This is a genomic window from Gracilibacillus thailandensis (genome assembly GCF_010994055.1).
Classification (GTDB): domain Bacteria; phylum Bacillota; class Bacilli; order Bacillales; family Amphibacillaceae; genus Gracilibacillus; species Gracilibacillus lacisalsi.
In genome coordinates this window covers 1-13884 of the sequence record NZ_WJID01000015.1, presented here as the reverse complement: position 1 = coordinate 13884, position 13884 = coordinate 1, and the positions used below count along the sequence as shown (strand labels likewise).

Sequence of the window (13884 nt, the reverse complement as noted above, 5' to 3'; positions counted from 1 at the left end):
AAAGGTGAATAGGGAGGCCATTGCCTTATCTTCCATTCGAGCATTCGGATCAATAATCGTTGCAATGTCTTCCGTAAAGAATTTGAATGTTGCAGTCGATGGTCCTGCTAAACCACTAAAGAAATATTTGGAAGGCATATAGCCAATCAAGATTTTACAAATTCCTTCTATATCTCTTGTTTAACCAAGTCTAATAAAAATCACCAAAGTCGTTAACAATTTTTTCATATGTTTCGACTCTCTAAGTCAACTCCAGGCACAAAAGATACTACGCCGAATGCAAGGTTTGTGAAAAGAGAGTAGAGCGGTGCAGTCTGTTTGCAAAGTCTTGGACCGTTCTAAGTTGTTCGGCGGATAGTTCTTTCACTTGTTGTTTCGTTGTTTTCAGGGTATTGCTAGATAGTTCGCTGAGCTTTTCATTTTGTCAGAAGCGGTGCCGACTTTGACTCCTTGGACTGCGGAAATGCCTTTGCCTACCTTTCCTATTTTAGCTAGTCTTGCTGGTAGGACAAACATTATGGCGCTCCAACCGATTGCAGCCATTCGCTCTCCTGTCGTTAATGTTTCACCAGAACGGTTCTTCCCCTGTTGCGGCACGATAGAGATCATTGGTTCCTATTAATTCATTGCCTAGTTTTGCTGCATCTTGACCGGTAAAAGGATCTTTCGGCATCGTGGTGCAATTGTATGGCTGGACTTCAAGGATCATTTGGGTAAATGCTTCAAAATCAAACTTCTCGAATTCTTCTTGAATCCGTTCCACTGCTTCCTCATAAGGGGTTGCGGGTTTTCATGTATGACAGGGATATGTGTTATATTTACTTGTTCCTGTTCCAAAATTATTCTTCTGTTACTTATATTTAAAAAAGAAACCTTGAAAGACACTTTGCCAATCAAGGTTTGTAATTTCAGCAATATCATTTATAATTTCTTTCTATTTATCTATCCTAAAAATCTTCTTCCCATGCTTCTTTTGCATCCAACAACCTTTGTGATAAAAACTCATAAAAATTTTCTGCCGTATTGTAGTCATCAAGTCCTCCTTGCTTATTCCACGCTATTACAGGGCACTCATTATTCTCCATATTACCTGTATCTAAACAATAAGCATATTCATCTATATCCTCAATAACTACTAAGTTCTCACTCATTCCTAAATCCCTATAACTCTCCGTTTCAATAACCACAGTAGCAATATTAGACTTAGCCACGCCTAAAATATCTACACCATATAAACCACCAGACCCATAATTATTTAAAAACCACTTATAACTTTCTGGCAATTTTAACTTTAGGGTATCTTGAACGTATTCAATCTGTTTTCCATCTACTCCTCCAGTAAAATCATCTGGTTCCATATTTCTCTTAATAAAATTGATTAATTCCTCTTTATTCATGCAGAATTTCTCCTTTTATAATTCACCTTTATCTATTTGTTTAGCTCTCCATCTCCAATATTTTGATCTGAAATTTTCATATTGTTTTTTCAAAACGGGGTCATTTCTAAAACTTCCTCCGTTCTCCACTAAACCATGCAATATTCTATCATATTCCTTATGCATACTATTCGGGAGCTCCACCATTGATCCGGGTTCTCTTTGGATTATATGATGAAGTTCTATTTTTGTCCCATCACTCCAAACTGGAGGCCTTCCACTTTTCATTAATTGATAATTTGTCTTACCAGTTTTAGGGTCTATCCTTTCATAATCAATATCTATCCTTTGATAAACTCGTCTACTAATATCTCTAACTTCTCCATTAATTTTAGTAGTGCCATTATATTCTACAGACTTATAGTTTTTATACTCTTTACCCTTACCATCATTCCCAAACTTCTTCAACCCAGGACCTGCCACATCACCCATTGTATCCAAGAACTTAGCTGGCTTTACAAAGGTGAATAGGGAGGCCATTGCCTTATCTCCCATTCCAGCATTCGGATCAATAATCGTTGCAATGTCTTCTGTAAAGAATTTGAATGTTGCAGTCGATGGTCCTGCTAAACCATCAGGGGTTCCTGTTCCCATTCCTCCTAATACTTTTCGCTTATCTTCAAAAGTAAGTTCTGGGTTCTCAAATTGGGAAACGTTCCAATCTTTGTTAGGCTTGACTTCTCCACTTTCTATTTCTTTTAGATAGTTCTGGATAGCAGCTACTTCTTCATCCGACATTTGTACCGTAGCAATATCTTCTGCCTGTAATTTGTCCATTTTATTCTGTACTTGACTACTCTTATCTTGTCGGTTGAATAAGCTTAGATAACCCAGTTGCCATTTCACCTTAGACGTTTGATACATTAGCGTTTGGCTCCACCATGTGTTTGCTTGTTGTATAGTTCGACTCAGTCGAAGATTCATATATTGTTGGATATGCTGACTTTTTTGCTTATCTATAAGAGAGTTATTCATATACTGTTGTAATCCCAACGCATGCTCCCGAGTCCTATTATAACGAGAAACTATCGTATTTTCCTCCATTTTGTTATGAAGCGGAGAAAGTATTCTTTGCATAGCTGAGGTTTCCATTGATGCTTTCACATAAGACCGTATTCCAGGCAATTGTGTTTCGAAGTTGGTTTTTAGCTGAGTTCTTCCATTGTTGTTTATCACTTTACCCATCAAGCTATTGATTTCCTGGATGGCACTCTCGATTTGGCTTTGATCACTTTTAAAACCATTCGAATAAGCTTCCATTCGTTGAGATAGCTGTTTCATTACCTGCAAACTCGCTTCACTATCATCTAATACATTTGCAGCTGTTGGCGCTCGAGCAGACGACAAATCAGATATACTACTTATTATCTGACTTACATCTGTCTCTATTTGTTGTATTCGTTTAAAGGATTGATGTATATCGGTTTCTTTTTCATCGAGGTATATTTGATGAATAATTGCATGATGATTGGAATCGACCTCTTCATGGAAATCCTGGAGATGACGGCTTATGTTAATCTCTATCTGCTCGAAAAGTCCCCTAAAGGCTTGCAACAGATTCTTATGTAAAACTTGAAAATACTCCTTGGTTGCGTCTGCAGCTTCTCCTTGGAACTGGTCCATATGTATAAGCTCATCAACCTGTTTTTCCACTAGATCAATAGATTCTGTTACGGTAGCCGTTTGTCTTTGTACTTGTTCATAGAATTGTTTAACTTCCTTTATACTTATTCTTAAATTCGACATAGCTTCCCCTCTTCCAAAAGGAAATATCATCCAATAGGTATCTTATCATGTCTTCATTAAATGGTTAATAAGTATAAATATTCATTTTATGGTTATAAATTACCTGTTGAGTTTTTTTGGTATAATAGACTCGGTAAAATTTTCCTTTATAAAATAGGATAGAAATAGACTGTTCCTTCATTTATTATAAACTTAGGCTGAGGGATTCCTGCTATGTATCATGCTAGGTAGTCACTTTAATGTTATTTGGGGTAGTGATCTAATAAAAGTAATCCGTTAATGGATATGTCGATTAACATTATGAATGATTACTTTCTTTCTGTTTATTATTATCTGTATAGTCAGGAATAAGTAATCCACCTCCGAAAAATAATATGATCCCTATCCTTTTTTTAGAAAGCATAATTACTCCTCCTATAAGAATTATAATTCTTCTTCACTTTACACCGCCTTAATTAAAGAACAACTCGATTTAATATTAACACCGCATTCCATTTCTTACCACAAAAAAAATGATGGACTCCTCCATTTGAAAGCCCACCATTTGCTTGTTACACTGATCTCCCCAGTTCCAGATAAGCCACCTGTTATTTTCATAACATTTTTCTAAATGGTTGTTACGTCTTCAGGTAAAGTACCTTCTTGTATCCAGTTTTCTATCAATTGATTAAAGAAAATAGGGTTTAATAAACTTTTTCTACGTACTTAACCATCCCCATAAAAATATGATATATTGTCCTGTTTGGCATTAATTCCATTCCAAAATTGCTCCCCTTAACGGAAGAATGAATATGTATTTTTTAATTTTTTGAGTCAATTCTAACCCTTAGAGTTAACTATAAGGCAAGCATTTTTATCGGGTAAAATTTGATCTTGAATAAACAGATGTTATTGCTAGAGTCTGATCCCTTCCTAGAATGTATATGTAGCGGTTAATGACTTATTTTCTACATTATGATATAATTGTTGTAAGAAAAGCATATAATAATAACCCGTAGCGGTCACTACGGGTTATGGATAAACGGTTCCCCAGAGGGATCGGCTATCGAAGGTGATAGACCTCTCCTACTACTTTAGACGGTTAATAGGGAGGTCTATTTTTTATTGATCAAAGAGATGATCAATGTGAGTAATGCAATCAAGAAGGTACCGAAACTAAACAGCACGATAAAACTTTCATACATACCCATGGCATCACCCCCTTTCACTGAGGGGATTAGCCGACCTTGCCCTAAAAGAACGTTATCCATTTTTTAGTATAACACAACAAACCAGAACGTACATTCCTAACCCAAACGGAAATAAAGCTTTCCTACTCAGCACTAATAGCAGAACTACTATGACACATGGAAAACTATAGTGGTTTCGAAATTGTATTAGTGATGTAAACGTTGACGAAAGATGTGACAGCCAACTTAAAAACGACAGGCAAATACCTTGTTAATCAATGGCAGCCCGTTTGCGGAATTAAATCCGTCCTTCAAAACTCGTAATTCTTCTCTCTTGTAGCGTTCATTACTTTAAAAATAACAGTGCCAAATGTAAACTTAACAGGGTATAATGAAAGTACCACAGCAATAATTTCGCTGAGTGTCTTTATTCCCTCAGTTAAGTGAAATATCTCGTTTATCAGGTAATTAGCTAATTGGATAAGACCGAATACAATACTCACCGACACAATAAATGCAAACAATATGAGAAGTACTTGTAATAAGGACATCTGTTTTATTTTTCCTAATTTCTTAATGCTGCCATCGTAAATTGCAAAAGAAATGTACGCCAATGGAGTTAATAATAAGTACCAATTGGAATAGCCAAATGCTATCCACGAAGCACCCATTCCCAAAAGTAGAATCCAACCAATGATGTTAAAGGTTTTTCTATTCACATAACCACTCCTATAAAAAATGATGTCCTGATTGGCACTAATTTCTAGAATATTTTTTATTCTTTTTTAGTTTCGTTTGAGTCAATTGCTGTTCCGACTGCTATTCCGAAAACCAGACCTATACCAGCTCCGATTGCTAGGTTATCAAATATGATTAACCCCAGCACTGCTCCTAATGGTAATCCTATACTATCCCAACCGATAGATATGTATTCCCTGTAGTTTTTTTATTTTGGCTCGTCATTACATTTCTCCTCGCATAAATTTTAGCTCTTATTCTTCAACATCTCTTCCATAAAGGGGATTGTTTCACATACCTTATCATTGATACCCATAAGTATCACCTTCATCTAATTTTAAGATATGATTATTTATAGATACTTTATCATTATTTTTCCATTCCGCTTGGACTTGTTCTACATTGTGTTGTAAATAAATTCGTTTTTTAAACCAAAGTGGACCATTTAATTCTCCCCTTACACCAAATGAACCTGCTGCCCCTGCGTCAAACCGATAAAAATCAATGGTGTAATTGCCATCAGTAGAACTTACCGTCTTTATGTGTTCATTCGCCCCAACTGATGAAAAGAAAAGTGTAAATGATACCACCAAAAATAGTCCAACAGTTGTCAATGATGACAAAATTACTGTTAACCAACTTCTTGTTTTTGTCCACCAGTTTCTTTTATCTTTAAAGCCGACAATTCCTAAAATTAAGGCTATCAAACTAATTATTAGTAATATATAATTTGGTGGCGCAATTAACCAAGTGTTCTTCATATTAGAATATAATGAATACGTTGCTAATCCAAAGCAAACAAGTATTAAATAAAAAGCCCATAAATTATATTGTTTCCTCATAATTTTCCCCCTTGTTAATCTTGCTTTTCATTCTCTACAATCATACTTTATAAACACTGGAAGTGATTTTTTGTTGTAGAAACACACCCGTTGCTTAAGTAAGCAAAAACCTCACCATATTATTCTTTCAAATTATTAAAGTAACTTTTCTTTCGTTCAACTATCCATTAATTCAACAACTAAATCTATTTTTTACTATTTTCCTTCAATTGTTCACGTATTTTTTTAAGTTCCTCGGTCTGCTCAAGGATATTATTATTAACTTTTCTTATTGCATCATATATTCCAAAAATACCAGCAAAAATTAAAATTAAAAACAGGGTTTCCATTTCATTTCCTTCTTTCTATTATCGAAATTTTTTCCAACGCAACCTATACTAACAATAAGATTATTTTCTTACTAGTCTCTCGAGATAATCATAATCCTTTTGTATTTCTTTTTCTTCCTCTTCCAAAACAGGTATACTAAAGCTATAACCCATATATCTAAAAGAAGGCTTACACTTTTGAAATGTTATATCAATAAGGGTAGTATGTAATTATTTCTTACCTTTTAGTTCTAAAAGTATAGGTGCTATATTTAGTAAGATAGAAACAATTGTCAAAAACCATAATGCCCTTTCCATACCAGGTACTACATCCGATAAAGCTGCCCAATCTTCTACTTTTACCCACCGGGATACAAGACTGTATTCTGCACAAAGTGTTAACGCTGTAAATGATAATCCCATCGCCATTGCAAGCTTATAATCCTTTCCTGCTTTATACATATAAAGATTTATAAGAGTTGCTACTATAGCAATAACCCCTAATATGACCCACATAACTATTCCTCCAATATTTTATAATACTAGTGCTTCATCTCCATTTTTGTATTAGACATTCATACATTTGTAAAGGCTCTTGCGTTTGGGATTTCTGATTGAACAAATTTTCACAATAAAATTAGATATCGAAATATTATTCCAACTTTATTAAATTTTGGTAATATTTTATACAAGTCTATTACACAATACAAGCGTTAATATTGCTCGTTATCTGACTAAAAAACGATACTTTATTTTCAGTTCTCTAAAATAAAGTATCGTTTTACCAGAAGGTTGGCTTTGTCGATTGGTTCTCTTCTGAACGATTATGACATTTTCTGATCCCTATGTTATAATAAAGATAAGAATGCATATAATATAACCCGTAGCGGACACTACGGGTTATGGATAAGTGGTTCCCCCAGAGGGATCGGCTGTCCAATGATTGGATAGACCTCTCCTAGTTACTTCTTGGGCAAATAGGGAGGTCTATTTTCGATTGATCAACGAAACAATCAATGCGAGTAATGCAATCAAGAAGGTACCAAAACCAAATAGTACCATGAAACTCTCATACATACTCATAGGCATCACCCCCTTTCTTGCGGGGATTAGCCGACCCTACCCTAAAAGAACTTTATCCATTTTTAAGTATATCAGAATTCAATCGAACATTCATTCTGTTCAATAAATGAACTATTGATATTCTCATTGGATATTCCTAATGAAAAAATAATAGAAATATCTGTCGCTTGTATTGAAAATGCTACTAATAAAATTCTATATGCCATACGTTCCCATCACATGAAACCTACCTAATATATGAGAGTTCCCTTAATTAACACTTGAAAAATAACCAAATTGCTAGTAAACTATTCAAAGTGTTTAATAATAAATGAATACAACCTGTATAACCTCAGAATATGGCTTGAGGGTCTCTACCAGGAACCATAAAATCCTGATTACAGAAAATGAATGACTCGTTTTCTGTAATCAGGATTTTTTTATTTCCTAAAAATATTTTTACTAGAAAGGACGTAAAACAGAATATGAATGTAAAAGTTTTTATATTAGCATTATCCACTGTAGCAGTTGGACTAGTTGAATTAATTGTTGGTGGCATCCTTCCAACTATTGCAGATGATTTAAATATCTCTTTAAGTTCAGCAGGGCAACTAATAACGATTTTCGCACTTATTTATGCTATATCCGGTCCTGTGCTATTAGTCTTAACTAGCAAAATGGAGCGCAAGAAATTATATCTCCTATCTCTATTTGTTTTCTTCATTGGTAATATCATGACCTATTTCAGTCCGAATTTTACCTTTATGATGATTGCCAGAGTGATAACTGCCATGAGTACAGCACTTATTGTGGTACTATCCTTAACGATAGCTGCCAAGGTTGTTGCACCAGAACACCGCGCAAAGGCTTTGGGTCTAATTTATATGGGGATTAGTTCCTCACTTGTTATGGGTGTGCCACTAGGAATTTTGATTTCTGATAAATTTGGCTGGCGTGTTATTTTTCTCGGAATAGCTATTTTATCTATCGGTTCCTTTGTACTGATTTCGATCTTTTTGGAACGATTATCTGGAGAAAACTCCGTTCCTCTTTCACAGCAATTAAAAGCAGTAAGTAGCTTAAAAATAGGTAGTGCACATCTTGCGACGATGTTTATGCTAGCAGGACACTACACACTTTACGCGTACTTTACTCCATTTTTAGAAACGGAACTTCAGCTAAATTCTAGTTGGATCAGTATCTGTTATCTATTATTTGGCATTGCAGCGGTAAGTGGTGGAGCATTTGGAGGGACTCTTTCCGATACGATTGGCGCTCAAAAAAGTATCATTGTCGTCATTGTTTCTTTTGCTATCGTGTTATTCATCTTACCATTCACTACTTTTTCGCTTATTGTATTTATACCAATTATGATGATTTGGGCAGCATTAAGCTGGAGTCTAGCCCCACCTCAACAAAGCTATTTGATTCAAACAGATCCTGCTACATCGGATATTCAGCAAAGCTTTAATAATTCAGCGTTGCAAGTTGGTATTTCGATTGGCTCAGGTTTTGGTGGTATTGTGTTAAGTCAAACTGGGACTGTAGCCCATACGTCTTGGTTTGGTGGAGTTCTTATTATCGTATCGTTAGGGTGTGCGGTTTTTTCTTTGACGAGGAAAACGACTGCAAGAGAAAATAATAGTGCGACCATAGCTTTTCAAAAACAAATACGTGATTAACCAATAGTAGAAGAATACAAGAACAGAGTTCCCCTTGGAATAGGGGATATTCACTAGAACTCTGCTATCTTAAAGAACTTCTTTTTATGACTTGCATCGGGTGCATTTATACTTCAGTAATGCACCCGATTTTTGATAAGTGCTTAACTATTCTCGAAAAACCTTCGTTATCTAATTGGCAATGGTGCTCGCTGAGAAATAAATCCTTTGTCCACTAATTCAGTCCAAAAGGATTGTGGGATATCTTTATTCATCATCTCTACATCTTCTGCACTGTGTTCTGGACGTGTTGAACCTGGAATAACAGCTTTTACTGCTGGGTGTGCCGTTGAAAATTGTAAGGCTGCTGCTTTCAAGCTTACATTATGATATTCTGCAATTACTCTTAACTGCTTTACTTTATTTACTATATCAGTATCAGCTTTAGCATAATCAAAATGATCTCCTCCAAGTAACACACCAGAATTAAATGGACCTCCTACAATGATATCTACACCTTTTTCCACAGCTTTTGGCAACATGCGCTCTAAGGCATGCTCATGCTGTAAAAGCGTGTATTGAGTGGCAGATAAGCAGACATCAGGCTGAGCTTCTTCCAAATCCATCACTAGTTCAATAGGTTCGGTTGTATTGACACCAAGTCCCCATGATTTGATCACCCCTTCTTCACGAAGCCGACTTAAGACACGAAAGGCTCCTTTTCTAGCCTCGTCAAACTTTGTAATCCATTCATCTCCATGGAAATCAGGGGAAACATCATGAACGAAGACCATATCCAAGCGGTCTGTTTTTAACCTGTCTAAACTTTGTTCAATAGATTTCATGGTGGCTTCCTCTGTATAATCCGTTATGACTTTATTTTGACGACCATCCTGAAATATGCCTTCTTTACCTTCTTTTTCATCAGTGATATAACGTCCAACTTTCGTCCCTATGAAATAATCATCACGATTATATTCTGATAACGCCTCGCCTAAACGCTTTTCAGCTAAACCTGCTCCATAAAAAGGGGCAGTATCAAAATAGCGAATTCCTTGATCCCAGGCGGTTTGTATCGTTTTTTGTGCTTCTTCTTCGGGAACATCTCTGAACATATTCCCTAATGGCGCGGTTCCAAGACCTACTTTATGTTGAAGTGCTTGCTCTAACGATTTCAACTAAACTCCTCCTTATCATGAAGTATATATTTCATTTTCCACTTATACACTGCACTAAACATGAAGACTTGGATATTTAAATGTTAAAACGTTTTAGGAGGAATACTCGTTTTAAGTAGTAACCTTACTAACTTCTAGATAAGTTGGAACACTTTATTCTATGTATATTGAAAGGAAACCCACGATCGTTGGAGGAAAAATTGTAGTAGGGGGTTATAAAGTTCCTTGACTTTGATGATAGATATCACTTATCTAAAATACCTTCCTATTTCATTAACATTTGATAAATTTTTATTTGTTCATCTAATAATTCACTATATTTTAAAGTAGAGGGAGCTGTTAATCCCTCTCGTAATCCGATGTCTACTAATTTTTCCCGCATTAATTCAATTCGTTCTAATAATGAGTCGGCATCGACTTCACTATTATGCATATAGAAACCTCCTTATTCAACTGTATTGGTTTGGATGAATTGGGACAGGAAGCATATAGAAGGATTATTTCGTGGAATTACATTAAGTACCTAGTAAAACGAGGAGAGAGTTAATATTTTGTCTTAATCTTTTGGGATGTTTATTCTCCTAATTACGTTCAACTATTTATTCCAACTTGCATCACCTTGGAACCCTTCATTAATTCATCAAGTACTTAAAGCATGTCCTTATTGTATTTTCCTGTTTATCTATACATTTGTCTTATATGCATCTTGGACTAATTGAATACCTCATATCCTTCACCTCCCTTTCAAATTCCGACTTCGATTACTGGACATTTCGTTCAAGCTCTCATTATAGAAAAGCTCATCAACCGTACAATTTAATACATCCGCTATTTTTTTAGCCAAATCAACACTAGGTGTTCTTTTTCCTTGTTCAATTTTGTAATAATAAGATGTTGAAATACCAACCTTTTGTGCGATTACATCAACTTCTTTATAACCTTTACTAATTCGAATATGTCTTAAGTTTCTTCTCATAGAATCACCTTCTTTATTAGACGCTATGTCCTGTTAAATAATACTACAATGGACATTACGTCCAAAATCAATCCCTTTTTTCCCATTTTGTCTAAATATATTTTGTGTTTTGGACAAATAGTATAATATATGAGTTATATGGAGGCTGACTAATGAGTAAATTCAGTAATAGATTAAAAAACATTAGGTTAAAAAGGAATATTTCTAGAAAAGCGTTAGCACAAAAGGTTGATCTATCTTACTCGACTATTGCTAAGTATGAAAATGGAGAAAGAGAACCAGATATCTCTACATTAAATAAATTAGCATTATCTTTGGAAGTATCAGTTGATTACTTGGCAGGAAAATCTAATAATGAAAACAGCGACGATTCTAACCCAATTTCAGAAGTCAACTGCCTTCTTAAAGAGTTTGGCATAGAATATTCAGGCTTTCACGATATCGATCGCTGGAAGGCCTTGGGACCAGAGGAATTAAAAGAACTGGAGAATTATTTTAAATACATCACAGATATGGCTATGAGAAAAAAAGAAGAAAACGATGATGATTCAATCTAGACTATGAATAAAATTACTAATCATCAGATAAAGGATAGACAAGGGTAATGATTATAGTTAGCTTTTTGTTTCTTCTATAATAACAACGACGAAAACAGTAAAATAAAGTGGCTTGGGTGAAAACTGTTCATTCAAAACTGACTTATAAAAGTAGCACCATTCTATATTTAGAGTGGTGCTACTTTTGTTATGGCTTACCATTATGTTCTAATTGCAGTTAGCAATACCCATCACTATCCTACTTTCAGCTCCGAACCTTCATAATTTCTAGCTCTTTTATGGTTAATAAGTTGCGATACAAACCAAGCGAGTACAGCTAACCAAATAACCAATCCTAGAACCAGAGAAATACCATAGTCTAGGTTAAAGCCTTCTGGTGCATAGAAGAAATAAGTACTTACTACCGCTGTCATAAACAAAGCTGGAATACTACAGATCCAATGAAACTTGTTGTTTTTCACTAGGTACATGGCTGCCGTCCATAACATCACCGCAGCAATAATCTGATTCGATCCACCAACATAGCGCCAAAGGAAACTATAATCTATCGTCGTTAAATAGAGCGTTGTTCCAGTCACAATTAAGATAAGGAAAGCTAATTTCCCTTTCCCACTAAAGTCTTTCTTCGTCAGTTGAGTCAATAATTCTGCAAGCATCATTCTGGAAGAACGTAATGCTGTATCACCCGTGGTAATTGGGAGAACAACAATACCTAAAATGGCAATGAATCCGCCAAATGCACCTAATGTTGTTATACTGATTTCATTTACAACCCCAGCAGGACCTCCTGCATCCAAAGCTGTTTGCAATGCACCCGTACTACCAAAAAAGGTCATCCCTGCCGCAGCCCAAATCATCGCAATAACGCCTTCCCCAATCATTGCTCCATAGAAAACTTTTCTACCTTCATTTTCTTTTTTTAATGTTCGAGCTAAAATGGGACTTTGTGTACTATGAAATCCAGAAATTGCTCCACAGGATATAGTTACCATTAATAATGGCCAGATCGGCATTTCCCCAGGGTGTAAATTACTTACTGTTAAATTCGGGATTGGATGATCAAAGAAGAAGAGCATTCCAACACCGATTGATACAGCCATGAAAATTAAGATAGCTCCAAAGATAGGATAGACTCGTCCTATTATTTTATTAATTGGTAGAATCGCAGCAAGTATAAGATAAGCAAAAATAATCACCAACCAAGTCGTCGTGTTAAGTGGTGTTATTTGCGTAAGTAACTGAGCAGGTGCTGCAGTAAATGCTGCTGCCACCAACACCATTAATATAATCGACACAATCGTCGTAACGAATTTCATTTTACCGCCCAAATATTTACCGACAAGTGTCGGAAATTGAGCTCCATTATGCCTAAGCGATATCATCCCTGAAAAGTAATCATGTACCGCACCAGCAAAAATACAACCAATAACAATCCATATAAATGCGACTGGACCATATAGTGCGCCCATTATGGCTCCAAATATCGGGCCGGTTCCAGCGATATTCAATAGTTGAATTAAACTCGCTTTCCACCAACTCATCGGCATATAATCAAGGCCATCGTTGTTGGTATAGGCGGGTGTTGAATTCTGGTCATTAATGCCAAAAATTCGTTCGACCACCTTCCCATAAACAATGTAGCCAACAATTAACAATACAATAGATGCTATAAACGTAACCACCGCTGAAACCTCCTTTTTTTGAAAAGTACATATTATGATAATATAAATTGGGAGGAAAAAGCAATGGTGTTTTTGAAATTTTCTGATATTTTATGGTTTTTTAGAACCTTATTTACTTGTGGTACGGTTCTTCACCCTCGAGATAGGCTCCAATTCGCTCACAAAAAAGGACAAGAAACCGATTCCATCCTTTTCTTTATCAAACAAGGCGGTAAAACATCGTTTATTTCTACTACTTTAGCTCCATCAGATTCTCTTAACAAATTCTCTTCTTCCATTCCACAGGATTATTTGCAAATTCAATTAATGGCATTAACACTAACGTTTCGATACTTGTTTTTGTGGATAATAATTAACCATAAGAATCCCCTTAATGCGTTAATGGATTGATGAATGCTAGACAAAATTAACTCATAAGTGCCCAGATATGATATGTTATTTTTGGACGGTTTTAACCTTTGCCATTTGGATTATAATAAAGTGAGACTTCAATGTTTATGGCATACTAAAAATGTAGCAATTGGCATTT

19 protein-coding genes and 1 riboswitch are annotated in these 13884 nt (G+C 35.5%); of the genes, 3 read left to right on the top strand and 16 right to left on the bottom strand.

Annotated elements, in window-relative coordinates:
• Positions 1–384: 384 nt before the first annotated feature.
• From GH715_RS06350 to GH715_RS21755, 12 genes are all read right to left on the bottom strand, one after another.
• Positions 385–609: a hypothetical protein gene (locus GH715_RS06350; protein ID WP_163578491.1), complete on the bottom strand. Its 225-nt coding sequence runs from the start codon at positions 607–609 to the stop codon at positions 385–387.
• Positions 566–763, bottom strand: a complete 198-nt coding sequence (locus GH715_RS06345) for a hypothetical protein (protein ID WP_153834697.1) — start codon at positions 761–763, stop codon at positions 566–568. The genes GH715_RS06350 and GH715_RS06345 overlap by 44 nt, the downstream gene beginning before the upstream one ends.
• A 184-nt stretch (positions 764–947) precedes the next feature.
• Entirely contained in the window at positions 948–1397 is a 450-nt protein-coding gene (locus GH715_RS06340; RefSeq protein WP_153834698.1) for an SMI1/KNR4 family protein, read from the bottom strand.
• A gap of 15 nt (positions 1398–1412) precedes the next feature.
• Positions 1413–3182: an HNH/ENDO VII family nuclease gene (locus GH715_RS06335; RefSeq protein ID WP_163578490.1), complete on the bottom strand. Its 1770-nt coding sequence runs from the start codon at positions 3180–3182 to the stop codon at positions 1413–1415.
• Positions 3183–4276: 1094 nt separating this feature from the next.
• The gene (locus tag GH715_RS06330; protein WP_153834700.1) at positions 4277–4372 is read right to left on the bottom strand and encodes a putative holin-like toxin; all 96 of its coding nucleotides are present in this window, start codon (positions 4370–4372) and stop codon (positions 4277–4279) included.
• Between the two features lie 290 nt (positions 4373–4662).
• On the bottom strand, positions 4663–5070 hold the full coding sequence (locus GH715_RS06325) for a disulfide bond formation protein DsbD (RefSeq protein ID WP_163578489.1): 408 nt from the start codon (positions 5068–5070) through the stop codon (positions 4663–4665).
• Positions 5071–5126: 56 nt separating this feature from the next.
• Positions 5127–5237 (bottom strand): hypothetical protein, encoded by a 111-nt coding sequence (locus GH715_RS22010; protein ID WP_476729758.1) that lies wholly within the window; start codon positions 5235–5237, stop codon positions 5127–5129.
• Between the two features lie 154 nt (positions 5238–5391).
• Entirely contained in the window at positions 5392–5931 is a 540-nt protein-coding gene (locus GH715_RS06320; protein ID WP_153834701.1) for a DUF5412 family protein, read from the bottom strand.
• A 185-nt stretch (positions 5932–6116) separates the two neighbouring features.
• Positions 6117–6260 carry a hypothetical protein gene (locus GH715_RS06315; RefSeq protein ID WP_163578488.1) on the bottom strand — a complete coding sequence of 48 codons (144 nt, stop codon included), beginning with the start codon at positions 6258–6260 and terminating at the stop codon, positions 6117–6119.
• Between the two features lie 210 nt (positions 6261–6470).
• Positions 6471–6755, bottom strand: coding sequence for a hypothetical protein (locus GH715_RS06310; protein ID WP_153834702.1), 285 nt, complete (start codon positions 6753–6755; stop codon positions 6471–6473).
• Positions 6756–7226: 471 nt separating this feature from the next.
• A complete protein-coding gene (locus GH715_RS06305) occupies positions 7227–7322 on the bottom strand; it encodes a putative holin-like toxin (RefSeq protein WP_073200242.1) in 96 nt (31 codons plus the stop codon).
• Between the two features lie 71 nt (positions 7323–7393).
• On the bottom strand, positions 7394–7528 hold the full coding sequence (locus tag GH715_RS21755) for a hypothetical protein (RefSeq protein ID WP_267463676.1): 135 nt from the start codon (positions 7526–7528) through the stop codon (positions 7394–7396).
• A gap of 95 nt (positions 7529–7623) precedes the next feature.
• Positions 7624–7722: riboswitch (purine riboswitch) on the top strand.
• Between the two features lie 64 nt (positions 7723–7786).
• On the opposite strand from GH715_RS21755, the gene GH715_RS06300 reads away from it, so the two are divergent.
• Positions 7787–8983, top strand: coding sequence for an MFS transporter (locus tag GH715_RS06300; protein ID WP_153834703.1), 1197 nt, complete (start codon positions 7787–7789; stop codon positions 8981–8983).
• A 167-nt stretch (positions 8984–9150) separates the two neighbouring features.
• On the opposite strand, the gene GH715_RS06295 is transcribed toward GH715_RS06300, so the two are convergent.
• The 3 genes from GH715_RS06295 to GH715_RS06285 all read right to left on the bottom strand — a co-directional run bounded on the left by GH715_RS06295 (position 9151) and on the right by GH715_RS06285 (position 11116).
• Positions 9151–10140 carry an aldo/keto reductase gene (locus GH715_RS06295; RefSeq protein WP_153834704.1) on the bottom strand — a complete coding sequence of 330 codons (990 nt, stop codon included), beginning with the start codon at positions 10138–10140 and terminating at the stop codon, positions 9151–9153.
• Positions 10141–10405: 265 nt separating this feature from the next.
• The gene (locus GH715_RS06290) at positions 10406–10573 is read right to left on the bottom strand and encodes an aspartyl-phosphate phosphatase Spo0E family protein (RefSeq protein WP_153834705.1); all 168 of its coding nucleotides are present in this window, start codon (positions 10571–10573) and stop codon (positions 10406–10408) included.
• A gap of 300 nt (positions 10574–10873) precedes the next feature.
• Positions 10874–11116, bottom strand: coding sequence for a helix-turn-helix transcriptional regulator (locus tag GH715_RS06285; protein ID WP_153834706.1), 243 nt, complete (start codon positions 11114–11116; stop codon positions 10874–10876).
• 152 nt (positions 11117–11268) lie between these two features.
• Here GH715_RS06285 and GH715_RS06280 point away from each other — a divergent pair, with 152 nt between their 5' ends.
• Positions 11269–11673 (top strand): helix-turn-helix domain-containing protein, encoded by a 405-nt coding sequence (locus GH715_RS06280; RefSeq protein WP_153834707.1) that lies wholly within the window; start codon positions 11269–11271, stop codon positions 11671–11673.
• A gap of 233 nt (positions 11674–11906) precedes the next feature.
• On the opposite strand, the gene GH715_RS06275 is transcribed toward GH715_RS06280, so the two are convergent.
• Positions 11907–13355, bottom strand: coding sequence for a carbon starvation CstA family protein (locus tag GH715_RS06275; protein WP_163578487.1), 1449 nt, complete (start codon positions 13353–13355; stop codon positions 11907–11909).
• A gap of 63 nt (positions 13356–13418) precedes the next feature.
• On the opposite strand from GH715_RS06275, the gene GH715_RS06270 reads away from it, so the two are divergent.
• The gene (locus tag GH715_RS06270; protein ID WP_153834708.1) at positions 13419–13745 is read left to right on the top strand and encodes a hypothetical protein; all 327 of its coding nucleotides are present in this window, start codon (positions 13419–13421) and stop codon (positions 13743–13745) included.
• The last annotated feature ends 139 nt before the right edge of the window (positions 13746–13884 follow it).